Source organism: Bradyrhizobium diazoefficiens (assembly GCF_016616235.1).
GTDB classification, from domain to species: domain Bacteria; phylum Pseudomonadota; class Alphaproteobacteria; order Rhizobiales; family Xanthobacteraceae; genus Bradyrhizobium; species Bradyrhizobium diazoefficiens_H.
Genome location: NZ_CP067100.1, coordinates 4,289,259 through 4,314,908, shown reverse-complemented (window position 1 = coordinate 4,314,908; position 25,650 = coordinate 4,289,259). Strand labels below are relative to the sequence as shown.

At 64.3% G+C, this 25,650-nt stretch carries 26 protein-coding genes; 14 read left to right on the top strand and 12 right to left on the bottom strand.

The genetic code is table 11. From position 1 onward, the window contains the following. The first annotated feature begins 39 nt into the window (after positions 1 to 39). The gene (locus JJB99_RS20515; RefSeq protein WP_200494146.1) at positions 40 to 807 is read left to right on the top strand and encodes an outer membrane protein; all 768 of its coding nucleotides are present in this window, start codon (positions 40 to 42) and stop codon (positions 805 to 807) included. A 113-nt stretch (positions 808 to 920) separates the two neighbouring features. On the opposite strand, the gene JJB99_RS20510 is transcribed toward JJB99_RS20515, so the two are convergent. The 3 genes from JJB99_RS20510 to JJB99_RS20500 all read right to left on the bottom strand — a co-directional run bounded on the left by JJB99_RS20510 (position 921) and on the right by JJB99_RS20500 (position 3,848). Beyond that, a complete protein-coding gene (locus JJB99_RS20510; RefSeq protein WP_200494145.1) occupies positions 921 to 1,691 on the bottom strand; it encodes an SDR family NAD(P)-dependent oxidoreductase in 771 nt (256 codons plus the stop codon). 22 nt (positions 1,692 to 1,713) lie between these two features. Continuing rightward, positions 1,714 to 1,899, bottom strand: coding sequence for a hypothetical protein (locus JJB99_RS20505; RefSeq protein ID WP_200494144.1), 186 nt, complete (start codon positions 1,897 to 1,899; stop codon positions 1,714 to 1,716). 257 nt (positions 1,900 to 2,156) lie between these two features. Next, positions 2,157 to 3,848, bottom strand: a complete 1,692-nt coding sequence (locus tag JJB99_RS20500) for an outer membrane protein (RefSeq protein WP_246774930.1) — start codon at positions 3,846 to 3,848, stop codon at positions 2,157 to 2,159. A 334-nt stretch (positions 3,849 to 4,182) separates the two neighbouring features. Here JJB99_RS20500 and JJB99_RS20495 point away from each other — a divergent pair, with 334 nt between their 5' ends. Further along, positions 4,183 to 4,821: a hypothetical protein gene (locus tag JJB99_RS20495; RefSeq protein ID WP_200494143.1), complete on the top strand. Its 639-nt coding sequence runs from the start codon at positions 4,183 to 4,185 to the stop codon at positions 4,819 to 4,821. A 64-nt stretch (positions 4,822 to 4,885) separates the two neighbouring features. Here the strand turns inward: JJB99_RS20495 and JJB99_RS20490 are convergent, their stop codons facing one another. Together JJB99_RS20490 and parE are read right to left on the bottom strand one after the other, a co-directional pair. Beyond that, positions 4,886 to 5,668, bottom strand: a complete 783-nt coding sequence (locus JJB99_RS20490; protein ID WP_200494142.1) for an outer membrane protein — start codon at positions 5,666 to 5,668, stop codon at positions 4,886 to 4,888. 443 nt (positions 5,669 to 6,111) lie between these two features. Then, entirely contained in the window at positions 6,112 to 8,157 is a 2,046-nt protein-coding gene (gene parE, locus JJB99_RS20485) for a DNA topoisomerase IV subunit B (protein ID WP_200494141.1), read from the bottom strand. A gap of 275 nt (positions 8,158 to 8,432) precedes the next feature. Here parE and JJB99_RS20480 point away from each other — a divergent pair, with 275 nt between their 5' ends. The 3 genes from JJB99_RS20480 (at position 8,433) to argC (ending at position 10,841) form a co-directional block, all read left to right on the top strand. Further along, positions 8,433 to 8,963, top strand: coding sequence for a DedA family protein (locus JJB99_RS20480; protein ID WP_200494140.1), 531 nt, complete (start codon positions 8,433 to 8,435; stop codon positions 8,961 to 8,963). A gap of 226 nt (positions 8,964 to 9,189) precedes the next feature. After that, the gene (locus JJB99_RS20475) at positions 9,190 to 9,855 is read left to right on the top strand and encodes an FMN-binding negative transcriptional regulator (RefSeq protein WP_200494139.1); all 666 of its coding nucleotides are present in this window, start codon (positions 9,190 to 9,192) and stop codon (positions 9,853 to 9,855) included. Then, positions 9,852 to 10,841, top strand: a complete 990-nt coding sequence (gene argC / locus JJB99_RS20470) for an N-acetyl-gamma-glutamyl-phosphate reductase (RefSeq protein ID WP_200494138.1) — start codon at positions 9,852 to 9,854, stop codon at positions 10,839 to 10,841. The genes JJB99_RS20475 and argC overlap by 4 nt, the downstream gene beginning before the upstream one ends. Positions 10,842 to 10,914: 73 nt before the next feature. Here the strand turns inward: argC and JJB99_RS20465 are convergent, their stop codons facing one another. The 3 genes from JJB99_RS20465 to JJB99_RS20455 all read right to left on the bottom strand — a co-directional run bounded on the left by JJB99_RS20465 (position 10,915) and on the right by JJB99_RS20455 (position 13,612). Next, positions 10,915 to 11,259 (bottom strand): hypothetical protein, encoded by a 345-nt coding sequence (locus tag JJB99_RS20465; protein ID WP_200494137.1) that lies wholly within the window; start codon positions 11,257 to 11,259, stop codon positions 10,915 to 10,917. Between the two features lie 81 nt (positions 11,260 to 11,340). After that, complete coding sequence (locus JJB99_RS20460; protein ID WP_200494136.1) at positions 11,341 to 11,739, bottom strand: MAPEG family protein; 399 nt, start codon at positions 11,737 to 11,739, stop codon at positions 11,341 to 11,343. A 64-nt stretch (positions 11,740 to 11,803) separates the two neighbouring features. Continuing rightward, positions 11,804 to 13,612: a PHA/PHB synthase family protein gene (locus JJB99_RS20455; protein WP_200494135.1), complete on the bottom strand. Its 1,809-nt coding sequence runs from the start codon at positions 13,610 to 13,612 to the stop codon at positions 11,804 to 11,806. A 253-nt stretch (positions 13,613 to 13,865) separates the two neighbouring features. Between JJB99_RS20455 and JJB99_RS20450 the strand changes: the two genes are divergently transcribed. From JJB99_RS20450 to JJB99_RS20430, 5 genes are all read left to right on the top strand, one after another. Further along, positions 13,866 to 14,141 (top strand): hypothetical protein, encoded by a 276-nt coding sequence (locus JJB99_RS20450; RefSeq protein ID WP_200494134.1) that lies wholly within the window; start codon positions 13,866 to 13,868, stop codon positions 14,139 to 14,141. A gap of 231 nt (positions 14,142 to 14,372) precedes the next feature. Continuing rightward, positions 14,373 to 15,593, top strand: a complete 1,221-nt coding sequence (locus JJB99_RS20445; protein ID WP_200494133.1) for an LL-diaminopimelate aminotransferase — start codon at positions 14,373 to 14,375, stop codon at positions 15,591 to 15,593. Positions 15,594 to 15,641: 48 nt separating this feature from the next. Beyond that, positions 15,642 to 16,958 (top strand): homoserine dehydrogenase, encoded by a 1,317-nt coding sequence (locus JJB99_RS20440; RefSeq protein WP_200494132.1) that lies wholly within the window; start codon positions 15,642 to 15,644, stop codon positions 16,956 to 16,958. Between the two features lie 81 nt (positions 16,959 to 17,039). Then, the gene (glpX, locus tag JJB99_RS20435) at positions 17,040 to 18,041 is read left to right on the top strand and encodes a class II fructose-bisphosphatase (protein ID WP_200494131.1); all 1,002 of its coding nucleotides are present in this window, start codon (positions 17,040 to 17,042) and stop codon (positions 18,039 to 18,041) included. A gap of 67 nt (positions 18,042 to 18,108) precedes the next feature. Further along, positions 18,109 to 18,828: a haloacid dehalogenase type II gene (locus JJB99_RS20430; protein WP_200494130.1), complete on the top strand. Its 720-nt coding sequence runs from the start codon at positions 18,109 to 18,111 to the stop codon at positions 18,826 to 18,828. Positions 18,829 to 18,869: 41 nt separating this feature from the next. On the opposite strand, the gene JJB99_RS20425 is transcribed toward JJB99_RS20430, so the two are convergent. From JJB99_RS20425 to JJB99_RS20410, 4 genes are all read right to left on the bottom strand, one after another. Next, entirely contained in the window at positions 18,870 to 19,286 is a 417-nt protein-coding gene (locus JJB99_RS20425; protein ID WP_200494129.1) for a cupin domain-containing protein, read from the bottom strand. A 49-nt stretch (positions 19,287 to 19,335) separates the two neighbouring features. Further along, positions 19,336 to 20,079 (bottom strand): SDR family oxidoreductase, encoded by a 744-nt coding sequence (locus JJB99_RS20420; RefSeq protein ID WP_200494128.1) that lies wholly within the window; start codon positions 20,077 to 20,079, stop codon positions 19,336 to 19,338. Between the two features lie 258 nt (positions 20,080 to 20,337). Beyond that, entirely contained in the window at positions 20,338 to 20,985 is a 648-nt protein-coding gene (locus tag JJB99_RS20415; RefSeq protein WP_200494127.1) for a glutathione S-transferase family protein, read from the bottom strand. 70 nt (positions 20,986 to 21,055) lie between these two features. After that, positions 21,056 to 21,721: a GntR family transcriptional regulator gene (locus tag JJB99_RS20410; protein WP_200494126.1), complete on the bottom strand. Its 666-nt coding sequence runs from the start codon at positions 21,719 to 21,721 to the stop codon at positions 21,056 to 21,058. Positions 21,722 to 21,839: 118 nt separating this feature from the next. On the opposite strand from JJB99_RS20410, the gene JJB99_RS20405 reads away from it, so the two are divergent. The 4 genes from JJB99_RS20405 (at position 21,840) to JJB99_RS20390 (ending at position 25,649) form a co-directional block, all read left to right on the top strand. Further along, positions 21,840 to 22,634, top strand: coding sequence for an enoyl-CoA hydratase/isomerase family protein (locus JJB99_RS20405; protein ID WP_200494125.1), 795 nt, complete (start codon positions 21,840 to 21,842; stop codon positions 22,632 to 22,634). A 9-nt stretch (positions 22,635 to 22,643) separates the two neighbouring features. Further along, positions 22,644 to 23,894: a CaiB/BaiF CoA transferase family protein gene (locus tag JJB99_RS20400; RefSeq protein ID WP_200494124.1), complete on the top strand. Its 1,251-nt coding sequence runs from the start codon at positions 22,644 to 22,646 to the stop codon at positions 23,892 to 23,894. A 51-nt stretch (positions 23,895 to 23,945) separates the two neighbouring features. Further along, positions 23,946 to 24,938, top strand: coding sequence for a Bug family tripartite tricarboxylate transporter substrate binding protein (locus JJB99_RS20395; RefSeq protein ID WP_200494123.1), 993 nt, complete (start codon positions 23,946 to 23,948; stop codon positions 24,936 to 24,938). Positions 24,939 to 25,166: 228 nt separating this feature from the next. Beyond that, positions 25,167 to 25,649 (top strand): tripartite tricarboxylate transporter TctB family protein, encoded by a 483-nt coding sequence (locus JJB99_RS20390; RefSeq protein ID WP_200494122.1) that lies wholly within the window; start codon positions 25,167 to 25,169, stop codon positions 25,647 to 25,649. The last annotated feature ends 1 nt before the right edge of the window (position 25,650 follow it).

Below are 25,650 nucleotides of genomic sequence, written 5' to 3'. Positions count from 1 at the left end.
CGTGTGAGCGTGCACCCATCAAAGGACACGGGGTGTACCATGCGTAACAAACTGATTGCTGCCTTCGCCTGCACGACGGCTCTGGTTTCGACCGGCGCCGCCTGCGCCGCCGATCTCGGCGCGCGCTACACGAAGGCGCCCGCCTATATCGAGCCGCTGTTCAACTGGACCGGCTTCTACGTCGGCGGCCACATCGGTGGCGCCTGGACCAACGAGCAGTTCATCAACAATGGGACCGGCGCGCCGTTCGGGGACCTCGTTCCGGGACAGGGTTATCGTCAGCGTAGCGCGGGCATCATGGGCGGCGCCCAGATCGGCTATAACTGGCAGGCCAACAACTACGTGTTCGGCATGGAAGGCACGATCTCCGGCCTCGACAACAAGGGCACGGTCGTGAACACCGCGTTCGCTCCCGGCGGCAATGTGTTCGACTGGCGTACGAACGTGCTCGCGACCGTCGTCGGCCGCGCCGGCTTTGCCGTGCAGAACAACCTGTTCTACATCAAGGGTGGCTATGCGGGCGTGAACAACCGCCTCAACGTCACCGACACGGTCGGCCCGGCGACGGGATCCGGTGGGCAAACCCACTGGGCCAATGGCTGGACTGTCGGCGCCGGCTGGGAATATGGCATCACGCGCAATTGGATCGTCGGCCTCGAATACAATTACGCGGCCTTCGGCAGCCAGACCTATCAGCTTGGCGGCCTCTCCGGCAATTACACCTTCGATGCCAAGCCGCGCGACATCCAGTGGGCTGTCGTGCGCGCGAGCTACAAGTTCGACGCGCCGGTCATCGCGCGCTACTGAGCAGATCAACGAACGACCAAGAACGTGTAAAAGACGATCACTGCCAAAAATTCAAAAGCCCCGGCGTCGTCCGGGGCTTCTTTTTTTCCGTGCGGTTTACGTGCGCGGCGGCGTCACGCCATCACCGAGAATCCCCCGTCAACGGGGATCGCGGTGCCCGTGACGAAATTCGACGCGGGCGAGGCGAGGAACACGGCGATGCCGGCGAAGTCGTCGATGTCGCCCCAGCGCCCTGCCGGCGTGCGCGCCAGCACGCGCTCGTGCAAGCCTGCGACCTGCTGGCGCGCGCCGCGGGTGAGGTCGGTGTCGATCCAGCCCGGCAGGATGGCGTTGACCTGGATGTTATCGGGCGCCCAGGCGTTGGCGCAGGCGCGCGTGTACTGCACGATGCCGCCCTTGCTCGCCGCATAGGCGGTGGCGAAGCTGGCGCCGAAGATCGACATCATCGAGCCGATGTTGATCACCTTGCCGTTGCCGGACGCCTTCAGCGCCGGATAGGCCAGCTTTGAGCACACGAAGGCGCTGGTGAGGTTGGTGTCGATCACCTTGTTCCACTCGTCGAGCTCGAGCTCGTGCGGCGGCTTGCGGATGCTCATGCCGGCATTGTTGATGAGGATGTCGATACGGCCGAGCTCCTTCACCACGCGGTCGATCATGGCGGCGACCGCGGCCTTGTCGGTGACGTCGGTGGTGACGGAAATCGCCTTCACGCCGCGCGCTTTGAGATCGGCGACGGCGGCGGCGGACTTGGTCTCGTTGCGTCCCACCACGGCGATATCGGCGCCGGCATCGGCGAGGCCGTGGGCGAGGCCGAGGCCGATGCCGCCATTGCCTCCCGTGACGATCGCGACCTTGCCGCGGAGATCGAACCGGTTGGATGTCATGCTTGTATTCCCTGGTTTTCTTCTATTGGTTGCTCTGCCAGATCAGCACCAGCCCGAAGCCGGCCATGGCTGCGCCATAGCCGGCCCATTGCAGCTGGCTGACCATGAAGCTCGATCGCGGCCAGGGAACCGTGCCGGTGCCCTGACCGATCCAGAGCAGGCCGACGGCGAGGGCAAGCAAGCCTGCGACAAGCAGAAATCTGCGCATGCTTTCCTCTCATCGGTTCGCATCTGTCGCGGCTTGCGACGCTCAAGGTAGTGCCGGCCTCGGCCCGCGGGAAAAGCCGGCGCAAGACTAGCCGGAGCTCGGGGCCGGGTACAATGGCCAGCGGCTTCGCCTGATGGCAGACAGGAACGAAAAAGCTGCGGGCGATCCGGAGCTTTGACGCCGCCACTCTGGAACACACCAGCCTTCATTGCAAAAGCGACATTCTTGCGAGCAAGGCTTCAGCGCGTGAGCCGGCCCTAGTTGAAGCGATAGACGATCGCCGTGCTGATGGTCTGGACCCACGGCTTGAACGTGATCGCGGTACCGGGGTCGCCCCCGCCTCCTGCCGGGAGAACCGTCTGCGGCAGGGTGATCCGGTCGTAGAACGCGGACCGATACTCGGTCTTCATGAACCAGCCGGGCGCGGAGATGCCGAAGATGTTCAGGCTGTTCTCGACGCCGCCGCCCACGAACCAACCGTCGCGACGGAACGAGGGCGTGGTCGCGAATGCTATGCTGGGGAGCGTGATCGTTGCCTGCGTGGTTCCAGACCATTCAGAGCCGGAATAGCCCGCGTTCACGTAGGACAGGACGTTCGGCGCGACCAGATAGCCAAGCCTTACACCAGCGGCGTAGCTGGTCCGGAGCTTTTCAGTGCCTTCGGTATCGGGCATGGTCGGATTGGCCAGCGAGCCGCGAATGTCTCCGAACTGTCCGTCGGCGAACAGGCCTGCCACCCAATTGCTGTTGAACTGTCGGTCGTAACCGGCGCCGACGGTGCCAAACCAACCAGTGCCGCCCATCCGCTGGTCGCTCGTGAAGGGCGTGCCCGGCGCAAAGCCGAACGCGGCCAGCGCGGGCGAGGCGACGACGTTGCTGTCGGCATTCCAAAGGCCGCCCCCGCCACCGCCGAATGCATAGAAGCCGGTCCAGCTCGGCGCCGTACCGGCAGCTTGTGCCTTCGTGTACAGCCGCGGCGCGGACTCCGCAGCGGCGACCGTTCCCGCTGCGTTGAAGCGGTAGACGAGCGAGCTGCTGATGGTCTGCACCCAAGGCTTGAAGGTCACGGTCGCGACCGCGGGGGTGCCGGTCGCTGCGAAGGTCTCGGGGAGTGTGGTGCGAGTGTAATAGGCGGACCGATATTCGGTCTTCATGAACCAGCCCGGCGCCGAGATGCCAAAGATGTTCAGGCTGTTTTCCACACCGCCGCCGATGAACCAGCCATCCCGATGGAAAGAGGGCGTCGTGAGCAATGGTGTGCCGACGGGGAAGAAGCCTCCAATGGTTGAGACGGAGAGTGTGCTACCTGACCAGTCAGAACCGGAATAGCCCGCATTGACATAGGAAAGAACATTCGGCGCAACCAAATGGCCAAGCCGCGCGCCGGCCGCGTAACTCGTGTGGAGCTTTTCGCGCCCCGTCGGCGAAAAGTCCGAGAATGGGTCTGCGATGGTGCCGCTGATATTGCCAAACTGTCCGTCCGCAAACACGCCGGCCACCCAGCCGCCGTTGAACTGCCAGTCGTAGCCCGCGCCAACTGTGCCGAACCAGCCGCTGCCGCCGAGGCGCTGATCGCGCGTGAATGGCGTTCCGGCCGGAGCGACGGCCGGGGGACCAGAACTGAGAACGTTGCTGTCGGCGCTCCACAACCCGCCGCCGACGCCGCCAAACACGTAAAAGCCGGTCCAGTTTGCGGTCGTCACAGGGAGAGCGACGGCTTTGAGGGGACGAGCGCCGAGATCGGCCGCCGTCGCGGATCCAGAGAAAGCAGCCGCAGCCGCCAATGCAATTGTCAGCCTCTTCATTTCCACTTTCCTCGACCCAATCCTTTCCATCGCAACCGCAGCGCGATTGCGTTTGTCCATTCCGGAAAAATACATCGGGTCGAGAGAACAAGTCTGTTGCAGGCGAGCAACAAAGGAACTTTCTGACAATGCCTGGGATGACATGTCCGGACTTGGCCGCCGAGATCGAGCGGCCAAACGCTGGCATGACTCGCGCGAGATCACCTCCTGCCGGTCTCTTCCACCGTTCAGGCCTTAGGGGCGCTGCCGCTTATTGTGCTCTCGTATGATTCACTTGGCTGATTTCTGCACCGCGGTCAGGCCGCCTTGCGACGGCCTCAGTCCCGTTGCGGGGGCGTAGCACAGACCTCCCGAGGTACGACCCGACCGCCTCGGCATCACGATCACCACGGACGCGAAAAACTTCCCGCCAGACTAGCCGTAGCTTCGGTTCGGATACAATGGCCACTGCAAGCAACGCGGCCAAAAGGGAGGACGCATGTCCTTGCGAAAAATCGCCCTCGGTGCCGCGATGTCTCTCGCGCTGGTCGTGGCCTATGCCGTCGTTCCGCGTCAGGCGGATCTGCGCGCCTTCGACCCGGCCGAGATGGCGCGGATGGAGACCGCGATGTGGCGCGACTATTACGACAAGCGCTATGCCGCGTTGTTCTACCATCTCTACCAATCGACGCGGACGCAGTTCGGCTTCTCTCCGCTGACGAGCCTGCATCTCGCGTTCAGCGCAGCGGAGGCCGCCAGGACGTTCCAGCCGACGCGCTCGCGCCGCGAGGCCGACGCGGCCCTGCCGGCCCTCGTGGCGTATTACCGCGATTTTGCGCCGGCAGCGCCGGTGGCGTTCGACGTGGCGGAGGCCGCCCGTCTCGAGCTCGACTGGTGGCAGGCGCGGCGCGAGGCTGTGGCTCCCAGCGATTACGGCCTCACCATCGCGCGCGTCGCGGCGCTGACCTACGGCAAAAGCGTAGACGATGCCGGCATCCGGCAGTTCGGCATCGCGCGGGCAGAGGCGATGGCCTATCGCGATGCGCGCGGCGAGGGGATCGCGGAGGTCGACTGGGCCACGATCGAGTCGCAGCTGCGAACCGCTTATCAATCGCTCAGGGCGAGCGTCAGCCGCTGAAGTACTGCGCAACGAAAAAGCCCCGGACGATGCCGGGGCTTTGACGTCTGAACTTGCGTTCGGATCAGTACTTCGCGACGACCGAACCACCCCAGTTGAAGCGGTAGACCAGCTCGCTGCGCACGCTGTGCTCGCGGAACTTCTGGGTCTCGGACACGCCCGTCGGCAGGCCCGTGGCAGTGAAGTTGATTCCGACGTCCGCGCGATCGAATTCGGAGTAGCGATATTCCGTCTTCCAGAACAGGCCGGGCAGGAAGTTGGTCAGAGCGTACTCGTCGCCGGCACCGATGAACCAGCCGCCTTTGGTTGCGCCGGGCAGGGTGGTCGGACCAGCCGGGAGTACGCCGGTGCCGATCATGCTGGTCGACTTCCAGTGCGCCTGGGTGTAGCCGCCCGAAACGTAGGTCAGCAGCTGCGGAAGGACCAGATAACCGACACGGCCGCCGACCGCCCACTGATAGTCCTGCTTCTGGGATCCGACGCTCATCGGCCCGAACACGCCGAAGGTCGAAATGTCGCCCTTCACGTCCATGAAGTCGTAGTCGGCGAACGCACCAACCACCCAGTTCTGGAACTGATAGTCGCAACCGACCTGCACGGTGGCGAGCCAGCCGTCAGCGCCAGTCGACAGATTCGGGCTTGTCGCGCCGACGCCGGGGATAAAGTCGTTATGGTCGTTCTTGGTGATCGCGCCGCCGCCGCCGGCACCGACGTAGCAGCCGGTCCAGCTGGACACGGGAGCCGCAGCCACCGGAGCCTTGGTGTAGGGACGGGCAGCCAGATCCGCCGCCGAAGCCGTCCCCGTCATCGCCGCCACCGCGGTCAGAGCCATCAAAATCTTGTTCATCTCTAAATCCCCAACCTTGGTCTTGTGGGCAGGCACGAGCGCCGTTCCGGTCAAATTCGATGGTTGGACTATAGACGTTTCCGACTGAAATGCTGTTGCCGGGCAGACACAGATGACCGAAAACCATCCGGTGTTGTACGGAGGACACAGCTTCGCCGGCATCCGCTAGCACCAAGAAATCGCTATTCTAATCAAAGGCTTGTGCGCGAGGCGTCGCTACACGCCTAGGATGTCGTCGCCGTTTACATCAGCCAAATTCGCGATGACGCCAGCGCTGCCTGAGCCGATGGCCAAGCAATGTCGGACTCAGACGGCCGAATTCCGGTCCTTCCGAGCCCTGCACCTCGCAGTGAGTCGCACCTGGATGCGGGCCGATGCGGCACTGTGCCGCCGCCGAGGCGGCCGGAGCAGAATCCGCACGTTTAGAAGGGGCTTTTGCAACCTCACACGTCCAGCAGCTCTTCGCTGGCGAACTCGGCCTTGTCCGAGATGAAGGCGAAACGCGCCTCGGCCTTGGTGCCCATCAGCCGCTCCACCGAATCGGCCGTGGTATCGCGGTCGTCGGGCAGCAGCACCACCTTGAGCAGCGTTCGCTTGGCCGGATCCATCGTGGTCTCCTTGAGCTGCGCCGGCATCATCTCACCGAGGCCTTTGAAGCGGTTCACCTCGACCTTGGCGTTGGCGTTGAACGCGCTTCGGATCAGCTCTTCCTTGTGCTTGTCGTCGCGCGCGTAGACCGATTTCTGGCCGTGCGTGAGCTTGTAGAGCGGCGGCACCGCGAGGAACAGGTGGCCCTCGTCGATCAGCCGTGGCATCTGCCGGTAGAAGAAGGTGATCAGCAGCGAAGCGATGTGCGCGCCGTCGACGTCGGCGTCGGTCATGATGATGATGCGCTGATAGCGCAGATCCTCTTCGCGGTACTGCGCAAGCTGGCCGCAGCCGATCGCCTGCACGAGATCGGAGAGTTGGGTGTTCGCCGTCAGCTTGTCCTTGCCGGCGGAGGCGACGTTGAGGATCTTGCCGCGCAGCGGCAGCACGGCTTGGGTCTTGCGGTCGCGCGCCTGCTTGGCGCTGCCGCCGGCCGAGTCGCCCTCGACGATGAAGAGCTCGGAGCCTTCGGTGCCGGCATCGGTGCAGTCGGCGAGCTTGCCGGGCAGGCGCAGCTTCTTGCCCGCGGTTTTCCGCGCGGTCTCCTTCTCCTGGCGGCGCCGCAGCCGCTCCTCGGCGCGGTCGATCACGAAGTCGAGCAGCCGGTTGGCCATGTTCGGATTGCCGGACAGCCAATGGTCGAACGGATCCTTCATCGCCTGCTCGACGATGCGCTGCGCTTCGGCGGTGGCGAGACGATCCTTGGTCTGGCCCTGGAATTCTGGCTCGCGCACGAACACGGACAACATCACGGCCGCGCCCACCATCACGTCTTCCGAGGTGATGGACGAGGCGCGCTTGCCCTGGCCGACGCGCTCGGCGTGATCCTTCAGGCCGCGCAGCAGCGCGCTGCGCAGGCCGGATTCGTGCGTTCCGCCGTCGGGCGTCGGCACGGTGTTGGTGTAGGACGACAGGAAGCCGTCGGCGTCCGCGGTCCAGGCCACCGCCCATTCGCAGGCGCCGTGCGCGCCGTTGCGGCCCGACTTGCCGGAGAAGATGTCGGGATGCACCAGCGTGTCGGCGTGGATCGCAGCGGCGAGATAATCCTTCAGGCCGCCGGGGAAGTGGAAGGTCGCTTCCGCCGGCACGTCCTCGATGCCCTTGAGCAGCTCGGGCGCACAATTCCAGCGGATCTCGACGCCGCCGAACAGGTAGGCCTTCGAGCGCGTCATCTTGAACAGGCGCTGCGGCTTGAATGCGGCTTTGGCACCGAAGATGTCGGTGTCGGGCTTGAAGCGCACGCGCGTGCCGCGGCGGTTGTTGACCTTGCCGAGGTCCTCGAGCTTGCCCTTCGGGTGCCCGCGCTCGAACGACATGCGATAGAGCTTCTGGCTGCGCGCGACCTCGACCTCCAGACGCGAGGAGAGGGCGTTCACGACGGAGATGCCGACGCCGTGCAGGCCGCCCGAGGTCTCGTACACCTTGCTGTCGAACTTGCCGCCCGAATGCAGCGTGCACATGATCACTTCGAGCGCCGACTTCTTCGGGAACTTGGGATGCGGATCGACCGGAATGCCGCGGCCGTTGTCGGTGACGGTGAGGAAGCCATCTGCGGAGAGCTCGACGCCGATGAAGGTCGCGTGTCCCGCCAGCGCCTCGTCCATCGAGTTGTCGATGACTTCGGCGAACAGGTGATGCAGCGCCTTCTCGTCGGTGCCGCCGATATACATGCCGGGCCGGCGCCGCACCGGTTCGAGACCTTCGAGCACCTCAATGTCGGCTGCCGTGTAGTCGGCTTCGCCGCCGCTTCCGCGCGGCGCCGCCTTGGCGGGCATGCGGGGCTTCGGCTCATCGCCGCCGAAAAAATCGTCTTTTGCTTTGGGCTTCAACTGCTTGGACATATATCTTGATGTGTTTTGAGGGCCGCAGAAGCGGCGAATCGGTTAGGCCGACTATGCCACTTTCTGGCCTGGAAAGGTTACTTGCGGCCCGGCCGGGCGGTGTGGTTGGGAGCCAATCCCGGCGATTTTACGCCGCAGGTCCACCAATTCCCGGCAATTTGACGCTCCGGTCCGGTTTGGCGTCGGTTTTGTGACTTGATGTCACACAAGCCCTTGGCTTACCAGTCATTTTCATCGAGCAGCACCTTGAGGCAGGGCGGGAAGGCTATTTCGGAATGGAGCATTACGCGCACGCACTGGCCGACTTCGTGCGTGCTCATCAGGCCTGGGCGGCCCCGATCGTGTTCCTGCTCGCATTCGGGGAGTCGCTCGCCTTCATCTCGCTGCTGATCCCGGCCTGGGGCGCGCTGGTGGCTATCGGCGCGCTGATCGGGGCGAGCGGGATCAGCTTCTATCCGGTCTGGATCGCCGGCGGCATCGGCGCTGCGCTCGGCGACTGGGTCTCCTATTGGTTCGGCTATCGCTACAAGGAGCAGGTCGCGCAGATGTGGCCGCTCTCGCGCTATCCGGAACTCTTGCCCAAGGGTGAGGCCTTTGTGCGCAGCTGGGGCGTGCCCAGCATCTTCATCGGCCGCTTCTTCGGCCCGCTGCGCGCCTCGGTGCCGCTCGCGGCCGGCATTTTCGAGATGCCCTATTGGCGTTTCCAGGCCGCCAATTTCATTTCCGCACTGGTCTGGGCAGCGGCGCTGCTGCTGTTCGGCGATGTGATCGCGGAGATCATGGAATGGATCTGGCGCGTGGTGTGACGTCGGGACCTTGACGGGAACCGCATCTCGCCTTATAGCCGCGCGCCATGATCAACGCCGCGACCATCCTGTTCGCCCGTCGCCGCCGCCGCGCTTTAGCGGTTTGGGCGGTCGATCGCGTTTGAGATCATCGTCTTTGCCGCTGGATCCGATCCGCGGCATTCTCTCTCCTGTCAGCGCGATCTGATCCGGCGGCTCCCCGAGGGAAGCCCAGCAGGAGACCACGATGTACACGCCACCGTTTTCCAAGCAGGACCGCGCCGCGAGCCTGAAATTCGCCGACGCGCGTGGCTTCGGCACGATGTGCGCCTTCGACGGCAACAAGCCAATCGCATCAGCGCTGCCGTTCTACCTGAACTATGGCGATGACGGCACGCCGCACGCCGCCTTTCACGTTGCCCGTCACAATCCGCTGATAAAGTTGGCGGACGGCAAGGCGTCCTGGCTGCTCGCGGTCAACGGCCCCGATGCCTATGTATCGCCGGACTGGTACGTCTCGCCGGATCAGGTGCCGACCTGGCTCTACCAATCGGTGCATCTGACCGGACCGGTGCGGTTGTTGTCGGACGGTGAGCTGTCAGTGCAAATCGACACGCTCAGTGACAAGTTCGAGAGCTGGCTCGCGCCGAAGACGCCGTGGACGTCGGCCAAGATGACCGCGGGCCGGCTGGAAGCCATGAAGAAGGCGATCGTGGGTCTGGTCATGACGGTCGAAGAGGTCGAAGGCAGCTTCAAGCTCAACCAGCACAAATCGGATGCCGACTATGCGGCGATCGCGAACGCGCTTGGCGGCGGCGATGCCGACGCCAGGCAGATTTCTCACCTGATGCGGCAGGCCCGGCCGCAGATTTTTGCAGACGACACCAACATGCTCGAAAGGAGCGCGCCATGAGCCTTTCTGAAACCAGCCTCGCTGAGACCACCAAGGCCCCGACCACTGGCGCGACGACGAAGCCCGCCACCGTCTTCGTCGACGGCGGCTCCGGCACCACCGGCCTCGGCATCAATGAGCGGTTGAAGCTCCAGAACGACGTCGTGGTGAAGACCATCGCCGATGACAAGCGCAAGGATCCGGCGGCCAAGAAGGCGCTGATGGAGGAGGTGGACCTCGTCATCCTCTGCCTGCCCGACGAGGCCGCCAAGGAGACCGTCGCGCTGGTCGACAGCATGGGCGCCTCGGCCCCGAAGGTGCTGGATGCCTCGACCGCGTACCGGGTCGCGCCCGACTGGGCTTACGGCTTTCCGGAGCTGACTCCGGACCAGGCCGGCAAGATCAAGGCTGCGAAGAAGGTCTCCAACCCTGGCTGCTATCCGACCGGCGGCATCGCGCTGCTGCGGCCGATCGTCGACGCGGGCCTGTTGCCATCAGACTATCCCGTCACCATCAACGCGGTGAGCGGCTATTCCGGCGGCGGCAAGTCGATGATCGCGAGCTTCGAGGACGGCAGCGCGCCGGCCTTCGAGCTCTACGGCCTCGGCTTCGAGCACAAGCATCTGCCGGAGCTGCAGCTCTATTCCAACCTGACGCGGCGGCCGATCTTCATTCCCTCGGTCGGCAACTATCGCCAGGGCATGCTGGTCTCGGTCCCGCTCCAGCTCGACACGCTGCCGGGAAGGCCCAGTGGCGCGGACCTGCAAGCTGCACTCGCCAAGCGCTACGCCGGCTCGAAATATGTTTCGGTGATGCCGCTTCAGAAAGAGGGCGGCAAGCTGGAGCCGGAGGCGCTGAACGAGACCAACAAGCTCGAACTCTACGTCTTCGCCAGCGACAAGTACCATCAGGCGGTGCTGGTCGCGCGGCTCGACAATCTCGGCAAGGGCGCCTCGGGCGCAGCCGTGCAGAACATGCGGCTGATGCTGGGCCTGCCGGAGGCGTAAGGCAGGTTCGTGCCCCCGGACGCAGCGCAGCACTTCTTCTGTGATGCGCTGCAGAGCCGGAGGGCCCGTGATTTCAACGCAAGATGATATCCGCCGGAAACGCTCGAGCGGGGCGGCCGGCGCAGACATTGTTGCGGGCCACCATTGCGTCGTGGTGCAGCTTGTCGATTTCGCTGAGCGAGCGGCCGGAGATATTGCACATCTCCTGATGGTCCTGCGCGTAGGCGCGCACGGTCCTCCAGGCGAGCGATGCGCGGATGTAGGCGTCACAGCGGTCCGGCATCAATCCGCGGTTCATCGGCTTTGTAGCCTCCACGGCCTCGCGGCGCAGACGGGTCAATTCGGGGCACTGGGCTTGTGCTGCGCCGCCAAATCCAGCAAGCGCGATCATTGTGACGGCTGGCAAAAGGGTCCGCATTGGGAAATCCGTCGCATCGGGTGTCTCAGCCGCGCGACGATATCCCGGATTGCAGTGGCGTGCAGCTCCTTTCCGATGCGCTCAAACCACCCTGAAGATCGCCAGCGCCAGCACGGCCTGCGCGAGGAAGCCGACGGTGAAGGCCAGCGTGCGGAACACCGGGATGCCGAGCGCATAGACGATCAGATGTGCGACGCGCGACCAGAAATAGACCACGCAGGCGAGCACGGTCCACTTCGTGGAATAGTCGATTGCGTTGAGGATCAGGACCAGCGGCGCGAAGATGACGAGATTCTCGACCGCGTTGTCATGGGCGAACATCAGGCGGTTTGCCCACTCGGCTTGCGGCTTGTCGCCGCGCGAAGGATTGGCCATCGCGCCGCTGAGGCCGCGAACCTGGCAGCGATTGATGGTGTAGGGGATCCAGAGGATTCCGGTCAGGATCACCGTCAGTGTCAGCCAGAACAATTCACGCGTCATAGTCCGGTCCCCTCTATCGTCGCTGTGTCGAGAGCGAGTCTATACAAGAGCGCGGCAGAGTCCGCTATGCGCGGACCCTGACATAGCTGCCGGGGGCGTCCTCGATCGGGGGCAGGGCGTCGCTGCCGACCGCGCGCGCCGGGACCTCCTCCGGATCGAGATCGCCCAGCCATTGCCGCCAGTCAGGCCACCACGAGCCCTTGTGCTCCACCGCGCCCTTCATCCATTCGGCGACGCTGGCGGCCTTGATGTTGTCATTGGTCCAGTACTGGTACTTGTTCGACGCCGGCGGATTGACCACGCCGGCGATGTGGCCCGAGCCCGACAGCACGTATTTCACCGGGCCGCCGAAGAACTGCGAGCCGTACAGCACCGACTCGGCCGGTGCGATGTGGTCCTCGCGGGTGGCGAGGTTGTAGACGGGCACCTTGACCTTGGAGAGATCGAGCAACGTGTTGTCGAGCACCATGGTGCCGGTCGACAGCCGGTTCTCCAGATAGCAATTGCGCAGGTAATAGGAATGGTTCGCCTGGGTCATGCGCGTCGCGTCGGAATTCCAGTGCAACAGGTCGAACGCGCTTGGCTGCTGGCCCTTCAGGTAGTTGCTGACGACATACGACCAGATCAGGTCGTTGGAGCGCAGCATGTTGAAGGCCATCGCCATCTTCGAGCCTTCGAGCACGCCGGCGGCCTTCATGTCCTGCTCGAGCGCTGCGATCTGCTCCTCGTCGACGAACACGAGGAGATCGCCGGCATGGGTAAAGTCGACCTGCGCTGCGAAGAACGTCGCCGACGCTACGCGCTGGCGGCGTTTCTCGGCGAGCCAGGCCAGCGTGGTCGCGAGCATGGTGCCGCCGACGCAATAGCCGGCGGTGTGCACCTTCATCTCGCCGGTGATCTTCTCGATCACGTCCATCGCCGTCAGCACGCCTTCCTTCATGTAGTCTTCCCAGCTCTTGTTGCCGAGCCGCTTGTCGGGATTGACCCATGAGATCACGAACACGGTGACGCCCTGGTCGACGCACCACTTGATGTAGGATTTCTCCGGCTTGAGATCGAGGATGTAGAACTTGTTGATCCAGGGCGGCACGATCAGGAGCGGGGTGCGCAGCACCTTCTCCGTCGTCGGCGCATACTGGATCAGCTGCATCATCTCGTTCTGGTAGATCACCTTGCCGGGCGTCGTCGCCATGTTGACGCCGACGACGAGATTGTCCGGATTGGACTGGCGGATCTTCAGCATGCCCTTGCCGGCGGCGATGTCCTCGGCCAGCATCGTCAGGCCGCGCGCGAGATTTTCGCCGCTGCTCGCCATCGTCTCGCGCAACACCTCCGGATTGGTCAGCACGAAATTGGACGGCGACAGCGCGTTGGTGACCTGCTGGACGTAGAACTCCGCCTTGCGACGGGTGTGCGGATCGAGCCCGTCGGCCTCGCGCACCAGCTCCTGCGCCCATTTGGTCGTGAGCAGATAGAGCTGCATCACGAAATCGAAGAACTGGTTCGATTTCCATTCCGGATCGGCAAAGCGCTTGTCGCGCGGCGAGGGCGCGATCGCGGGCTCCACGTCCTGGCCGGCCATGCGGCGCACCGCCGCCCCCCAGAGGTCGAGATAGTCCTTGGCGAGCTTGGTCTGGAGATCGGAGGCGCGGGACGCATCCGACAACCAGTATTCGGCGACCGCTGTGAAGGTCTTGACCACTTCCGTCAGCTCGGCCGGCGGACGGTCCTGCACCTCGCCGCTCTCGCGCGGCTTGAGGTAGGCCGCGAGCGCCTTGCCGCCGCTCTCCATCGCCCGTGCGACATTCATCGCGAAGGCTTCCGCATCGAACTTGGTCTCGGGCTTGGGCGTGTCGGTTGTGGCGATACTCATGAGCAGAACAGTAACGATTCATTCCGTATTCGTCACCGCGAAGCTCGCAAGTTTGGCATTAAACACTCTCGAAGATGTGTTGCGCTGCGACAAATATTCTTGGTTCTGTCACAATCGAGCCGCACCGCTCGGCTTGGTGGTTCCGGGCTGTTTTCTCGCTCACGCCATTTCGGGCAGCAATGGTTTGAGCTTGGGCGCGGTGTCGGGTAGGCTTTTCCGGGGCCGTGCTTTGGGACAGTAGGGGATTTCCCAAGTGTTGGCGTTTAGGGACCTGCAAAAGTCGCTGCTGATCTGTGGCGCGCTGCTGAGCGTGGCATTTGCGCTTGCCGGCTGCTCGAGCCAGCTTGCCGATCTCACGCCTGCGGATGCGCAGGCGCATCCCAAGGACCCCGCCACCTATTTGCCGGTGCACGATTTGCCGCCGGATCGCGACCAGGCGGTCATCCCGCCGGAGCAGCGCGCGAAGATCGAGGCCGAGCTCGCCGCCGCGCGCGATCGCCAGGCCATTGCCGCCAAGGATGCGAAATAACGACTCCAGACGAGGCGGCGCAAGGTAATCGCTGGCGCCCCCGCCATGCCGTGCTAAAAAGACCTCAGTTCAGCCGAGAGTCAGGGCGAACGACTTCAGCCGCCGTCGTCGAAAATTGCTCTAAGTATTTGATTTTGAGTAGTTTGCGCGAAAGGGGCGGGGCGCCTTTCGAAGGCGACCGTCATGGCTTGTCGATTCTGTCCTGACCGGTTGCCCGGAGCCCAGAGAGCCATGGAAGAATTTTACCGCATCCGCCGCCTTCCGCCTTACGTGTTCGAGCAGGTCAACCGGGCCAAGGCGGCCGCGCGGAATGCCGGCGCCGATATCATCGACCTCGGCATGGGCAATCCGGACCTGCCGGCGCCGCCCCATGTGCTGGAGAAGCTCAAGGAGACGCTCGGCAAGCCGCGCACCGACCGCTACTCGGCCTCCCGCGGCATCCCCGGCCTGCGCCGGGCCCAGGCCGGCTATTACGCCCGCCGCTTCGGCGTGAAGCTCAACCCCGACACCCAGGTCGTGGCGACGCTCGGCTCGAAGGAGGGCTTTGCCAACGTGGCCCAGGCGATCACCGCGCCGGGCGATGTCATCCTCTGTCCGAACCCGAGCTATCCGATTCACGCCTTCGGCTTTTTGATGGCGGGCGGCGTGATCCGCTCGGTGCCCTCGGAGCCGACGCCGCAATTCTTCGAGGCGGTGGAGCGGGCGATCGTGCATTCGATCCCCAAGCCGCTCGCGCTCGTCGTCTGCTACCCCTCGAACCCGACCGCCTATGTCGCGAGCCTCGACTTCTACAAGGACCTCGTCGCCTTCGCGAAGAAGCACGAGATCCTGATCCTGTCCGACCTCGCCTATGCCGAGGTCTATTTCGACGAGAACAACCCGCCGCCCTCGGTGCTCCAGGTGCCCGGCGCGATCGACGTCACCGTCGAGTTCACCTCGATGTCGAAGACCTATTCGATGGCCGGCTGGCGTATGGGCTTTGCGGTCGGCAATGAGCGCGTGATCGCGGCGCTCGCCCGCGTCAAATCCTACCTCGACTACGGCGCCTTCACGCCGGTCCAGGTCGCCGCGACCGCCGCTCTGAACGGTCCCGACGATTGCATCAAAGAGATGCGCGACACCTACCGCAAGCGCCGCGACGCGCTGGTGGAATCGTTCGGCCGCGCCGGCTGGGAGATCCCGCCGCCGGAGGCCTCGATGTTCGCCTGGGTGCCGCTGCCGGAGGCCTTCCGCGGCGTCGGCAGCATGCAGTTCGCGACCCTGTTGGTCGAGAAATCCGGCGTCGCGGTCTCGCCCGGCGTCGGCTTCGGCGAGCATGGCGAAGGATATGTCCGCATCGCCATGGTGGAAAACGAGCAACGGATCAGGCAGGCCGCGCGCGGCGTGCGCCGCTTCCTTGAAAGCGGCATCGAAACGTTGCACAACGTCGTTCCGCTCGCCAATCGGCGCTAAGCTCTCTTCACGTTTCACGCTTCTCTTCGGCAGGTTTTCTAAGACATCATGGTTGCACCCCTGAAAGTGGGCATAGCGGGGCTCGGCACCGTGGGCGCCGAAGTGGTCCGTTTGATCGAAACGCAGAGCCGCGTGCTCGCGGGCCGCAGCGGCCGCGGCATTCGCGTCGTCGCCGTCACTGCGCGCTCGAAGGCGAAGAAGCGCGACCTCGATCTGGACGGCGTTGAGTGGACGAAAGACCCGATGGCGCTCGCGACCCATGCCGAGGTCGATTGCTTCGTCGAACTGATGGGTGGTGCCGGCGATCCCGCGCTGTCGGCGGTCGAGGCCGCGTTGAATGCCGGCAAGTCGGTCGTCACCGCCAACAAGGCGCTGCTCGCCAAGCACGGCATCAAGCTGGCAAAAGCCGCTGAAAAGCACGGCGGCGCGCTGAATTACGAGGCAGCCGTCGGCGCCGCCATCCCTGTCATCAAAACGTTACGCGAAGGTCTTGCCGGAACCGGCATCAACCGCGTCTATGGCATCCTCAATGGCACCTGCAATTACATCCTGACGCGGATGGAGCAGGAGGGCCTGTCCTTCGCCGAGTGCCTCAAGGACGCGCAGCGGCTCGGCTATGCCGAGGCCGATCCGTCCTTCGACGTGGACGGCCACGACACCGCGCAGAAGCTCGCGATCCTCGCCAGCCTCGCTTTCGGCACGAAAGTTGCTCAAAGCGCGGTGTATGTCGAAGGCATCTCCTCCATCGCGCCGGAAGATCTGCGCGCCGCGGCTGATCTCGGTTATCGCGTCAAGCTGCTCGGCGTTGCGGTTCGCACCGCCAAGGGCATCGAGCAGCGCGTGCATCCGACCATGGTTCCAAAATCCTCCTCGATCGCGCAGGTGGTGGGTGTCACCAATGCGGTTACGATCGATGGCGAGGGCATTCCGCCGATCACACTGGTCGGCCCCGGCGCAGGCGGCGCTGCGACCGCATCCGCCGTCGTCGCCGATATCGCCGATGTCGCGCGCGGCATCCGCGCCAATCCGTTCGGCCGGCCCATTTCCCAACTTCACGACACCAAGAAGGCGCCGATGGAGCGCCACGAAGGCGGCTATTACATCCGCCTTTTGGCGCGTGACTTTCCGGGCACCGCGGCTGCGATCGCGACCCGGCTTGCAGAACAGAAGATTTCGATCGAGTCGATCGTGCAGCGCCATCCCAATGGCGGCGCTGCGCCCTCGGACGGCAAGGCGGCGCCCGTGCCCGTCATCCTGATCACCTATGCGACGCATGAGGACGCCGTGCGCCGTGCGCTCGCCGCCGTGCAGAAGGACAAGGTGATCAGCGGACGGCCGCAGGTGATTAGAATCGAGAAGAACTGACACGGTTCGAACGAACTGTGGGTGCTACGAGTTGATGCGGACGGAGATTTCCGTCCAGAACCGTTTCGAAGGAGTGAGCCGATGTCGACCCATATTTCAGTCCCGCCGCAAGCGTTGCTCGAGCGCATCCTCACGCTGGAAATCGTGCGGGTGACCGAGCGGGCGGCGGTATCGTCGGCGCGGCTGCGAGGGCACGGCAACGAGAAGGCGGCCGACCAGGCCGCGGTGGACGCGATGCGGCGCGAACTCAACAAGCTGCCGATCCAGGGCACCATCGTGATCGGCGAGGGCGAGCGCGACGAGGCCCCGATGCTTTTCATCGGAGAGAAGGTTGGTGTGAACGCCGGCCCGGAAGTCGACATCGCGGTCGATCCGCTTGAAGGCACCACGCTGTGCGCCAAGAACATGCCGGGCTCGATCGCCACCATGGCGATGGCCGACGGCGGGACCTTGCTGCACGCGCCCGACGTCTACATGCAGAAGCTCGCGATCGGCCCGGGCTACGATAAGGGCGTCGTCGAGCTTGACGCCTCGCCGGCCGATAACGTCCGCCGCCTCGCCAAGGCCAAGGGCGTCAAGCCGGAAGGCATCACCGTTCTCGTGCTCGACCGTCCGCGCCACGCCGACATCATCGCCAGCGTGCGCTCGACCGGAGCTGCCGTGCGCCTGATCACCGACGGCGACGTCGCCGGCGTGATCCATTGCGCCGACCCTGATAATACTGGCGTCGACATGTATCTCGGCACCGGCGGCGCGCCGGAAGGCGTGCTCGCGGCCGTGGCGCTACGCTGCATCGGCGGCCAGATGCAGTGCCGCCTGATCCTCGATTCCGGCGAGAAGGTCGAGCGTGCCGCCAAGATGGGCGTCGACGATCCCAAGATGATCTACGGCATCGAGGACATGGCGCGCGGCGACTGCCTGTTCGCCGCCACCGGCGTCACGACCGGTTCATTGCTGTCGGGCGTCAAATTTCGCAAGGACGGCGTAATCGAGACCGAGACGGTGGTGATGCGCTCCGTCACCGGCACCGTGCGCTACATTAAGGCCGAGCACCGCGAGCTCGCGAAGTTCCATCTGGACTAGTTTTCTCCGTCATTCCGGGGCTCGCGAAGCGCGAACCCGGAATGACAAGAAACAAGAGGAAGCGCACATGCCCGATCTCTCCGCCGTCAAGGCCCTGGTCTTCGACGTGTTCGGCACTGTCGTGGACTGGCGCACCAGCCTGATCACCGACTTCATGTGGTGGGCGAAGGGCCGCGGCATCAGCGCCGACTGGACCGCTTTGGTCGATGGCTGGCGCGGCATGTATGTCGCCTCCATGGACGACGTGCGCAAGAACCCTGCGCGCGGCTATGTCATGCTCGACGACCTGCACCGCCGCTCGCTTGAAAAGCTGGTTGAAAAGTTCGGAATCAAGGGCCTCACAGACGGCGATCTCGACTACCTCACCAAGGGCTGGCACCGCCTCAATCCCTGGCCCGACAGCGTCGCCGGACTCACGCGTCTGAAGACGAAGTTCGTGATCTCGCCGCTCTCGAACGGCAACGTCGCGCTGCTCACCAACATGGCGAAGTTCGCAGGCCTGCCCTGGGACCTCATCATGTCGGCCGAGCTGTTCGAACACTACAAGCCCGATCCCGAAACCTATCTCGGCGCCGCGCGCCTGCTCGGCCTCAAGCCGGCGCAGGTGATGATGGTCGCCGCCCATAACGCCGATCTCGCCGCCGCGCAGAACAACGGCCTGAAGACGGCGTTCGTGGCGCGGCCGACGGAGTATGGCCCGCTTCAGAAAGTTGATTTCGAGGCCACCGGCAATTGGGACATCGTCGCGAAAGATTTCGGCGGCGTCGCCGACAGGTTGGGGTGCTGACCTTCGCTTAAGTGGGGCATGAAGTTGGTCCGCGGCATGTTCTACTTCGCGATCGGCGTCGTCAGCTCGGTATCGGACGTGTCCACCACGAACACGGCAAGGAGCTTCGCAGGCTCGGTGTCGCTGGCATTGCTGCTGACAGCATGGCGGTCGCCGGGCTTCTCGAAGAAGTTCTCGCCCTTGTGATAGACCTTGGCGGGGTCGTCGTTGACCTGGCTTCGGATCGCGCCTTCCAGCACGGTGGCATAGATGAAGGAAGGCGCGTGAATATGGGCCGGTGAGAAGCCTCCGGGCCCGTACTCAACCAGCACGCCCTTCATGCTCTTCCCCGGGACGTTCGGCAGCGCGTGGTCGAACACCACGCTCACCTTGGCGGACTTCGCAGCCGCCGTCTCGGCCGCATGTGCCGCCGGGGGGAATGCGGCACAAACGGCCGTCGCGATCAGGATTCTGCGCATGGGATGTCCTTCGCTGCCGTGGTTGCAGTGATTGCGGGTTCGCGGAGTCTCAGGCCGTCGCGAGCCAGGTCGCAAGCGGTGTTTTCCCGAGTTGCGCCTCGCCAAGCGGGACCAGCGAGGTGTCCTGGATCGGCGAACCGTAATACGGCGCCTTGGCATCTCCCACCACCGGACGGCTGTCGCCCGCCGCTTTCAGGCGGCGCGCGACGAACTCGTTGAAGGGCGCCTTCTCCGGTCCTGCGATATCGATCGTGCCGTTCAGCGGCCGTCCTGTCGCGACCTCCGCGAGGGACGCGGCCACGTCGTCGGAGGCGATCGGCTGAAACGACGCGGAGGGCACGACGATCCGGCCGTCAGCCGCGCCGGACTCGGCAATGGCGCCGAGGAATTCGAAGAACTGGGTCGCACGCACGATCGAGTAGGGGACCGGAGATGCCTTGACGATCTTCTCCTGGGCAAGCTTGGCACGGAAATATGCGATATCGGGCGAGCGATCCGTGCCGACGATCGACAGCGCGACATGATGCTTGACGTCCGCTGCGACCTCGGTCGCGGCGAGATTTCGGCTCGAACGCTCGAAGAATTCGAGCACCGCCGCGGGTTCCCAGGACGGTGCGTTGGCGACGTCGACGACGACATCCGCGCCTTTGAGCACAGCTGCGAGGCCTTCCCCGGTTACGGCGTTCACGCCCGATTTCGGCGAGGCCGCGATGGCTTCATGGCCCTTCTGCTTGAGCTTGGCCACGAGCTTGGATCCTATCAATCCGGTCCCACCGATCACGACGATCTTCATGGCATGTCTCCCTGGCATTCGTGAATGTGAGAGGATCAGGACAGCCGGCCTGACGCTCTCAAATCGGTTTGAGATGCGAGCGCACCTTACGCCTGATATGGCCGGATCTCTTGCCTGGAATGGGCCTGACTTGCTCAAAAATGCTGTTTGCTGGTCGTGACCGCGTTGAAATTATTGTGGGGCGGCGTCGCCGGCTATCTCATGTGGATTTGGATTGCGAATGTCTGCGGGGAGGCTGCCGCGCGGCACGGCCAAACGCTATCGCACCGCCGGTGGCAATCGCGGGCTTGTGGCCATGAAAGTGGCTCGCTTGGAGAAATCCGCCCACCAGGCACTGAGCCTGAGCTGCTTCTGAAGCAGGTCTCTTCCTTCCGGCGCGCGTGCAAAGTAGCCGATCATCGGCGCAAGATGGATGTCGGCCAGGGTTATGCCATCGCCGCAGAGATATCGGCCCTCGCCGGCCGCGTCCTCCAATGCCGAGAGAATCCGCGGCGCAGCTTCGAGGCCCCTCTGGAACTCCTTCTCGTCCGCTTGCAGCTTCATCATCGGCCTGAACACCCCGTGCGAGAAGACCTGTCTCACCAGAGGCCAGTAGGCGTAGCTGTCCACGATCGAGATGATCTGATTGCAACGCGCGCGGTTCCTCGGCTCTTCCGGCTGAAGCCTCCGACCTTCGAACGCTTCATCCACATAGCGCGTGATCGCACCCGTTTCGTACACGACGATCCCGTCGTGAATCAGCGCGGGCACGCGCTTGAACGGATGGATTGCGAGGTAGCTCGCAGGGATGTCCTCGGCGAAGGGGTTGACCTCGATCCAGTCAAACGCCTTGCCCTTTTCATGGAGCGCCAACCGGGCGATCCAGGAATAGACGCTGTATTGGTAGCCATGCAGCTCAATCGCCATCGAGTGCGGTCCTCCGCCATGATCAGGATCGGCCGATCGCTGCAACTTTACAAGCAGTGGGTGCGTCAGCCTACGCAATGCGCAGCGTCAGATCGTTCGCTTCCGTCTCGGCAAAGCCCGCCTGCAACACCTCCTCGCGCTTGTGGCGCAGATGCGTGCGCAGGATGTGGGAGAGGCCGGCGCCGTCACGCCGCTGCAGCGCGTTCAGGATCGCTTCGTGCTCCTTCACCGCGAGCGCCCAGCGCTGCGGCGTCATCGGGGTGACATAGCGCGCGCGGCGGATGCGCGCGGTCACGGAGGCATAGAGCCCGGTCAGCGCAGGATTTCCCGCCGCGCTGACGATGGCCTCGTGAATGGCCCGGTTGCCGCGGTAATATTGGATCAGATCGCTCTCGCGATAATGCCGCACCATCTCCTCATGGGCAGCGGCGATCTCCCCGATCCCGGCGTCGGTGATGCGCTCGCAGGCGAGCTCGCCGGCCAGCGCCTCCAGACCCTGGCAAACCTCGAACAGGTCGCGCATATCCTTGTCGGTCAGTTTTGCGGCGCGCGAGCCGCGATGGGGCAGCAGCTGCACCAACCCTTCGGCGGCGAGCACCTTGAGCGCCTCGCGCAGCGGCGTACGCGAGATCTGAAGCCGCTCGCACAGCTCGCGCTCTGGAATCCGTGCGCCCGGCGGGATCTCGCCGTCGAGCAGGATGGCGCGGATGCGGCCGACGACCTCCTCATGCAGCATGGGACCTACGCTCCAGTTTGAATGCAAAAATGCGGTTACGCGTCGAAACCTGCAAGTTCCAGCTTGATAATTGTAGATTTTGCATTCAAAACTGTAAAAAACAAGGGGATATGAGGAAATGGACCAGGCGGCGGAGGCGGAAGACCTCGTTTTTGAATGCAAGGACGGCATCGGGCGGATCATTTTCAACCGTCCGCAGGCCCGCAATGCCTTCACCTTCGCCATGTATGAGCGCCTCGCGGCGATCTGCGAGCAGGCCAACGACGATCCTGCGATCAAGGTGCTGGTGCTGCGCGGGGCCGGCGACAAGGCCTTTGCCTCCGGCACCGACATCAACCAGTTCCGCGAATTCAGGACGCCGCAGGACGCGATCGACTACGAAAACCGGATCGATCGGGTGCTGACCACGCTCGAGCAGTGCCGGGTGCCGACCATCGCAGCGATCAATGGGTTCTGCACTGGCGGCGGAGCGGGCATTGCCGCGGCCTGCGACCTGCGCATCGGAACGAACAGCACCAGAATCGGATTCCCGATCGCCCGCACGCTCGGCAATTGCCTGTCGATGTCCAATGTCAGCCGTCTCACCGCGCTGATCGGCGCCGCACGAGTCAAGGACCTGATCTTCACCGCGCGCCTGGTCGACGCCACCGAAGCTGCCAGCGTCGGGCTGCTCGGCGAGGTCGTCGCGGACATTGCTGCGCTCGACAAGCGCGCCGACGAGGTCGCCCGGCTGCTCGCCGGCCACGCGCCGCTGACGCTGACCGCGACCAAGCAGGCGGTCGCCCGCCTGCAAAAGCGGCTGACGCGGGACGAGGGCGAAGACCTCATCCTGATGTGCTACACGAGCCAGGACTTTCGCGAAGGGCTCGATGCTTTCCTCAACAAGCGCGCGCCGCAATGGCGCGGCCAATAGGACGCCCCGATGCAAAGCCCGCAATCCTCTCGCCGTTCCGGACCACTCGCCGGCCTCAAGGTCATCGATCTCACCCATGTCATGGCGGGGCCGACCTGCACCCTGATGCTCGCCGACATGGGCGCCGACGTCATCAAGATCGAGAAATCGCCGAACGGCGACGACACCCGTCATTCGGTGCCGCCGAAGATCGGCGACGAGGCGGCGTCCTTCCTGATGATGAACCGCAACAAACGCGGCATCGTGCTGGACCTCAAGACCGACGGCGGCAAGGCGGTGCTGCGGCGGCTGATCGCGGACGCCGACGTGCTGGTCGAGAATTTTGCGCCGGGCGCCATGGAGCGCCTCGGCTTCGGCTATGAAGACCTGCACAAGCAGCATCCATCGCTGATCTATTGTTCGCTGTCCGGTTTCGGCCGCACCGGCCCCTACAAGCATCGTCGTGGTTTTGATCTCGTCGCGCAGGCGATGAGCGGGATCATGAGCTTTACCGGCGAACGCCCGGACGGCCCGCCGGTGAAATGCGGCCCGCCGCTGTCCGACATCACCGCCGGCCTGCTCGCGAGCATGGGCATTTTGGCTGCCTATGCGCACCGCCTCAAGACCGGCGAAGGGCAGTGGGTCGAGACCTCGCTTTACGAGGCCGCACTGGTGCAGACCTATTGGCAGTCCACGATCGCGCTCGCCGCCGGCACCGCGCCGCGCGCGATGGGCTCGGCGCATCCGCTCAATGCGCCGTACCAGGCCTTTGAGGCCTCGGACGGCTGGCTCGTGGTCGGCGGCGCCAACAAGAAGCATTGGCTGTTGATGCTGGAAGCGCTCGGCGCGAGCGAGCTCGCCGCCGATCCGCGTTTCGTGAGCGGTGCCGACCGTATGGCGAATTTGAAGGAGCTCGAGACCGTCCTGAGCGAGCGCTTCCGCAAGAGGTCGCGGGCGCATTGGCTCGCCGCGCTGGACGAGAAGGGCGTGCCGTGCGGTCCCGTGCACGACATGCTGGAAGCCCTGAGCGATCCGCAGACGCTGGCGCGCGAGATGGTGGTCGAGGTCGATCACTCCACGCTCGGCCCCGTCAAGACGATCGGGCTTCCCGTCAAGTTTTCGGAGACCCCAGGCAAGGTGCGCACGGGCGCGCCGGTCTATGGCGAGCACACGAGCGAGGTTCTGGCCGAGCATGGCTTCGACCAGAAGCAGATTGAAGCGCTCGAACAGGAAGGCGCAATCGTTCTGGCATCAGGGAGGCGCGAGGAACGCGTCGCCTGAGCGGATGTCGATAGGGCAGATCAAACAAAACAAAAGAATCTGGAGGAAATCATGGGTCGGACGTCAACCCTTCTGCTCTCCGCGGCTGCGGCCGTGTTCGCCGGCACGGTGCCGGCGCTCGCCGCATGGCAACCGCAAAAGCCGATCGAGTTCGTGGCCACCGCCGGGCCGGGCGGCGGCACCGACAATCTCGCCCGCGCGGTGCAGAACATCATCACCAAGTACAAGCTCACCGAGCAGCCGATCGTCGTGGTCAACAAGGGCGGCGGCAGCGGCGCGGAAGGCTATGTCTACGCCAAGGCCTCCGCCGGCGATCCCTACAAGGTGATCTTCGGCACCTCGAATGCCTGGCAGCAGCCGCTCGTCTCCAAGGTCGCGTTCAACTACACCGATCTCACCCCGATCGCGGCGATGGCGCAGGACGAGTTCCTGCTCTGGGTCAAGCAGGATGCGCCCTACAAGACTGCCGGCGACTATCTGAAGGCGGCTGCGTCAGGCGAATTCAAGATGGGCGGCGCGCAGTCGAAGGACACCGACGAGGTCCTGACCCGCATGATCGAGAAGGTGGGTCACATCAAGCTGACCTACATCCCCTTCAAGAGCGGTGCCGAGACCGCGGTGCAGCTCGCCGGCGGCCATCTCGACTCCCACGTCAATAATCCCAGTGAGAGCCTGGGACAATGGCGCGGCGGCACGCAGCGCCCGCTGTGCGTATTCAGCCCGAAGCGGTTGCCGTCAGGCCCGAAGGTCACCGCGACCGAAGGCTGGAGCGACGTTCCGACCTGCGTCGAGCAGGGACTCGACATCAAGCAATACGAGCAGCCGCGCACGGTGTGGTTACCCGGCAAGATCACCCCGGAGCAGGCCGCGTACTATGTCGACCTCATGAAGAAGGTGCAGGCAACACCGGAATGGAAGGACTACATCGAGAAGACCTCGCAGGTCGACACCTTCCTGACCGGCGCCGAGCTCGACAAATTCATCAAGGAGGACCTCGAGCACGTCAAGCAGGTCGCAGGCGAGCAGGGCTGGCTGGTGAAGTGAGGCGACCATCGTGCCACAATCTCCGCTGTCGTCCCTGCGAACGCAGGGACCCATACCGCGTGATCTATCGAGAGGTGTTGGTCGTCGTGCCGACGCGGATTTGACGTCTAGTCTTCGTCAAGCTCCTCCCTGTTATGGGTCCCCGCGTTCGCAGGGACGATACCGAATGCCGGGCAAAGATGCGTGCGCCTTAGCCGGCTATTGTTCGACTTCAGACCGGAGCCCCCGATGATTTCGCGCCGCGCGCTTGAGCTTGCGACTGCCGTTCTCACCGGCAGCTTTGGTATCGCTGTGGTGGTTCAGAGCCTCGACAACGGCATCGGCTGGTCGAGCGCGGGCGTGGACGCCGGCACCTTCCCGTTCCTGACCGGCATCATCATCGTCGCTGGCAGCCTTTACAATCTGGTCCGGGGCGTGCTCCCGGTTGCCTCGCTGGCAAACGTGCCGATCGCCATCACGCCGATCGAGCTACGCCGGCTCGCCGGCCTGTTCGTACCGGCGGCGATCTTCGTGGCCGCGATCCCGCTGCTCGGCATGTATCTCGCCTCGGCGCTGTATGTCTTCGCGGTGCTCGCGATCCCGAGGCACCAATCCGTGCCGCGCGCGCTGGCCATGGCGGCAGCCACGGCGCTCGCGCTCTATGTCGTGTTCGAGCGCATGTTCCAGGTCAGCCTGCCGCACGGCGCGCTCGCTGCCGCGCTCGGGTTCTGAA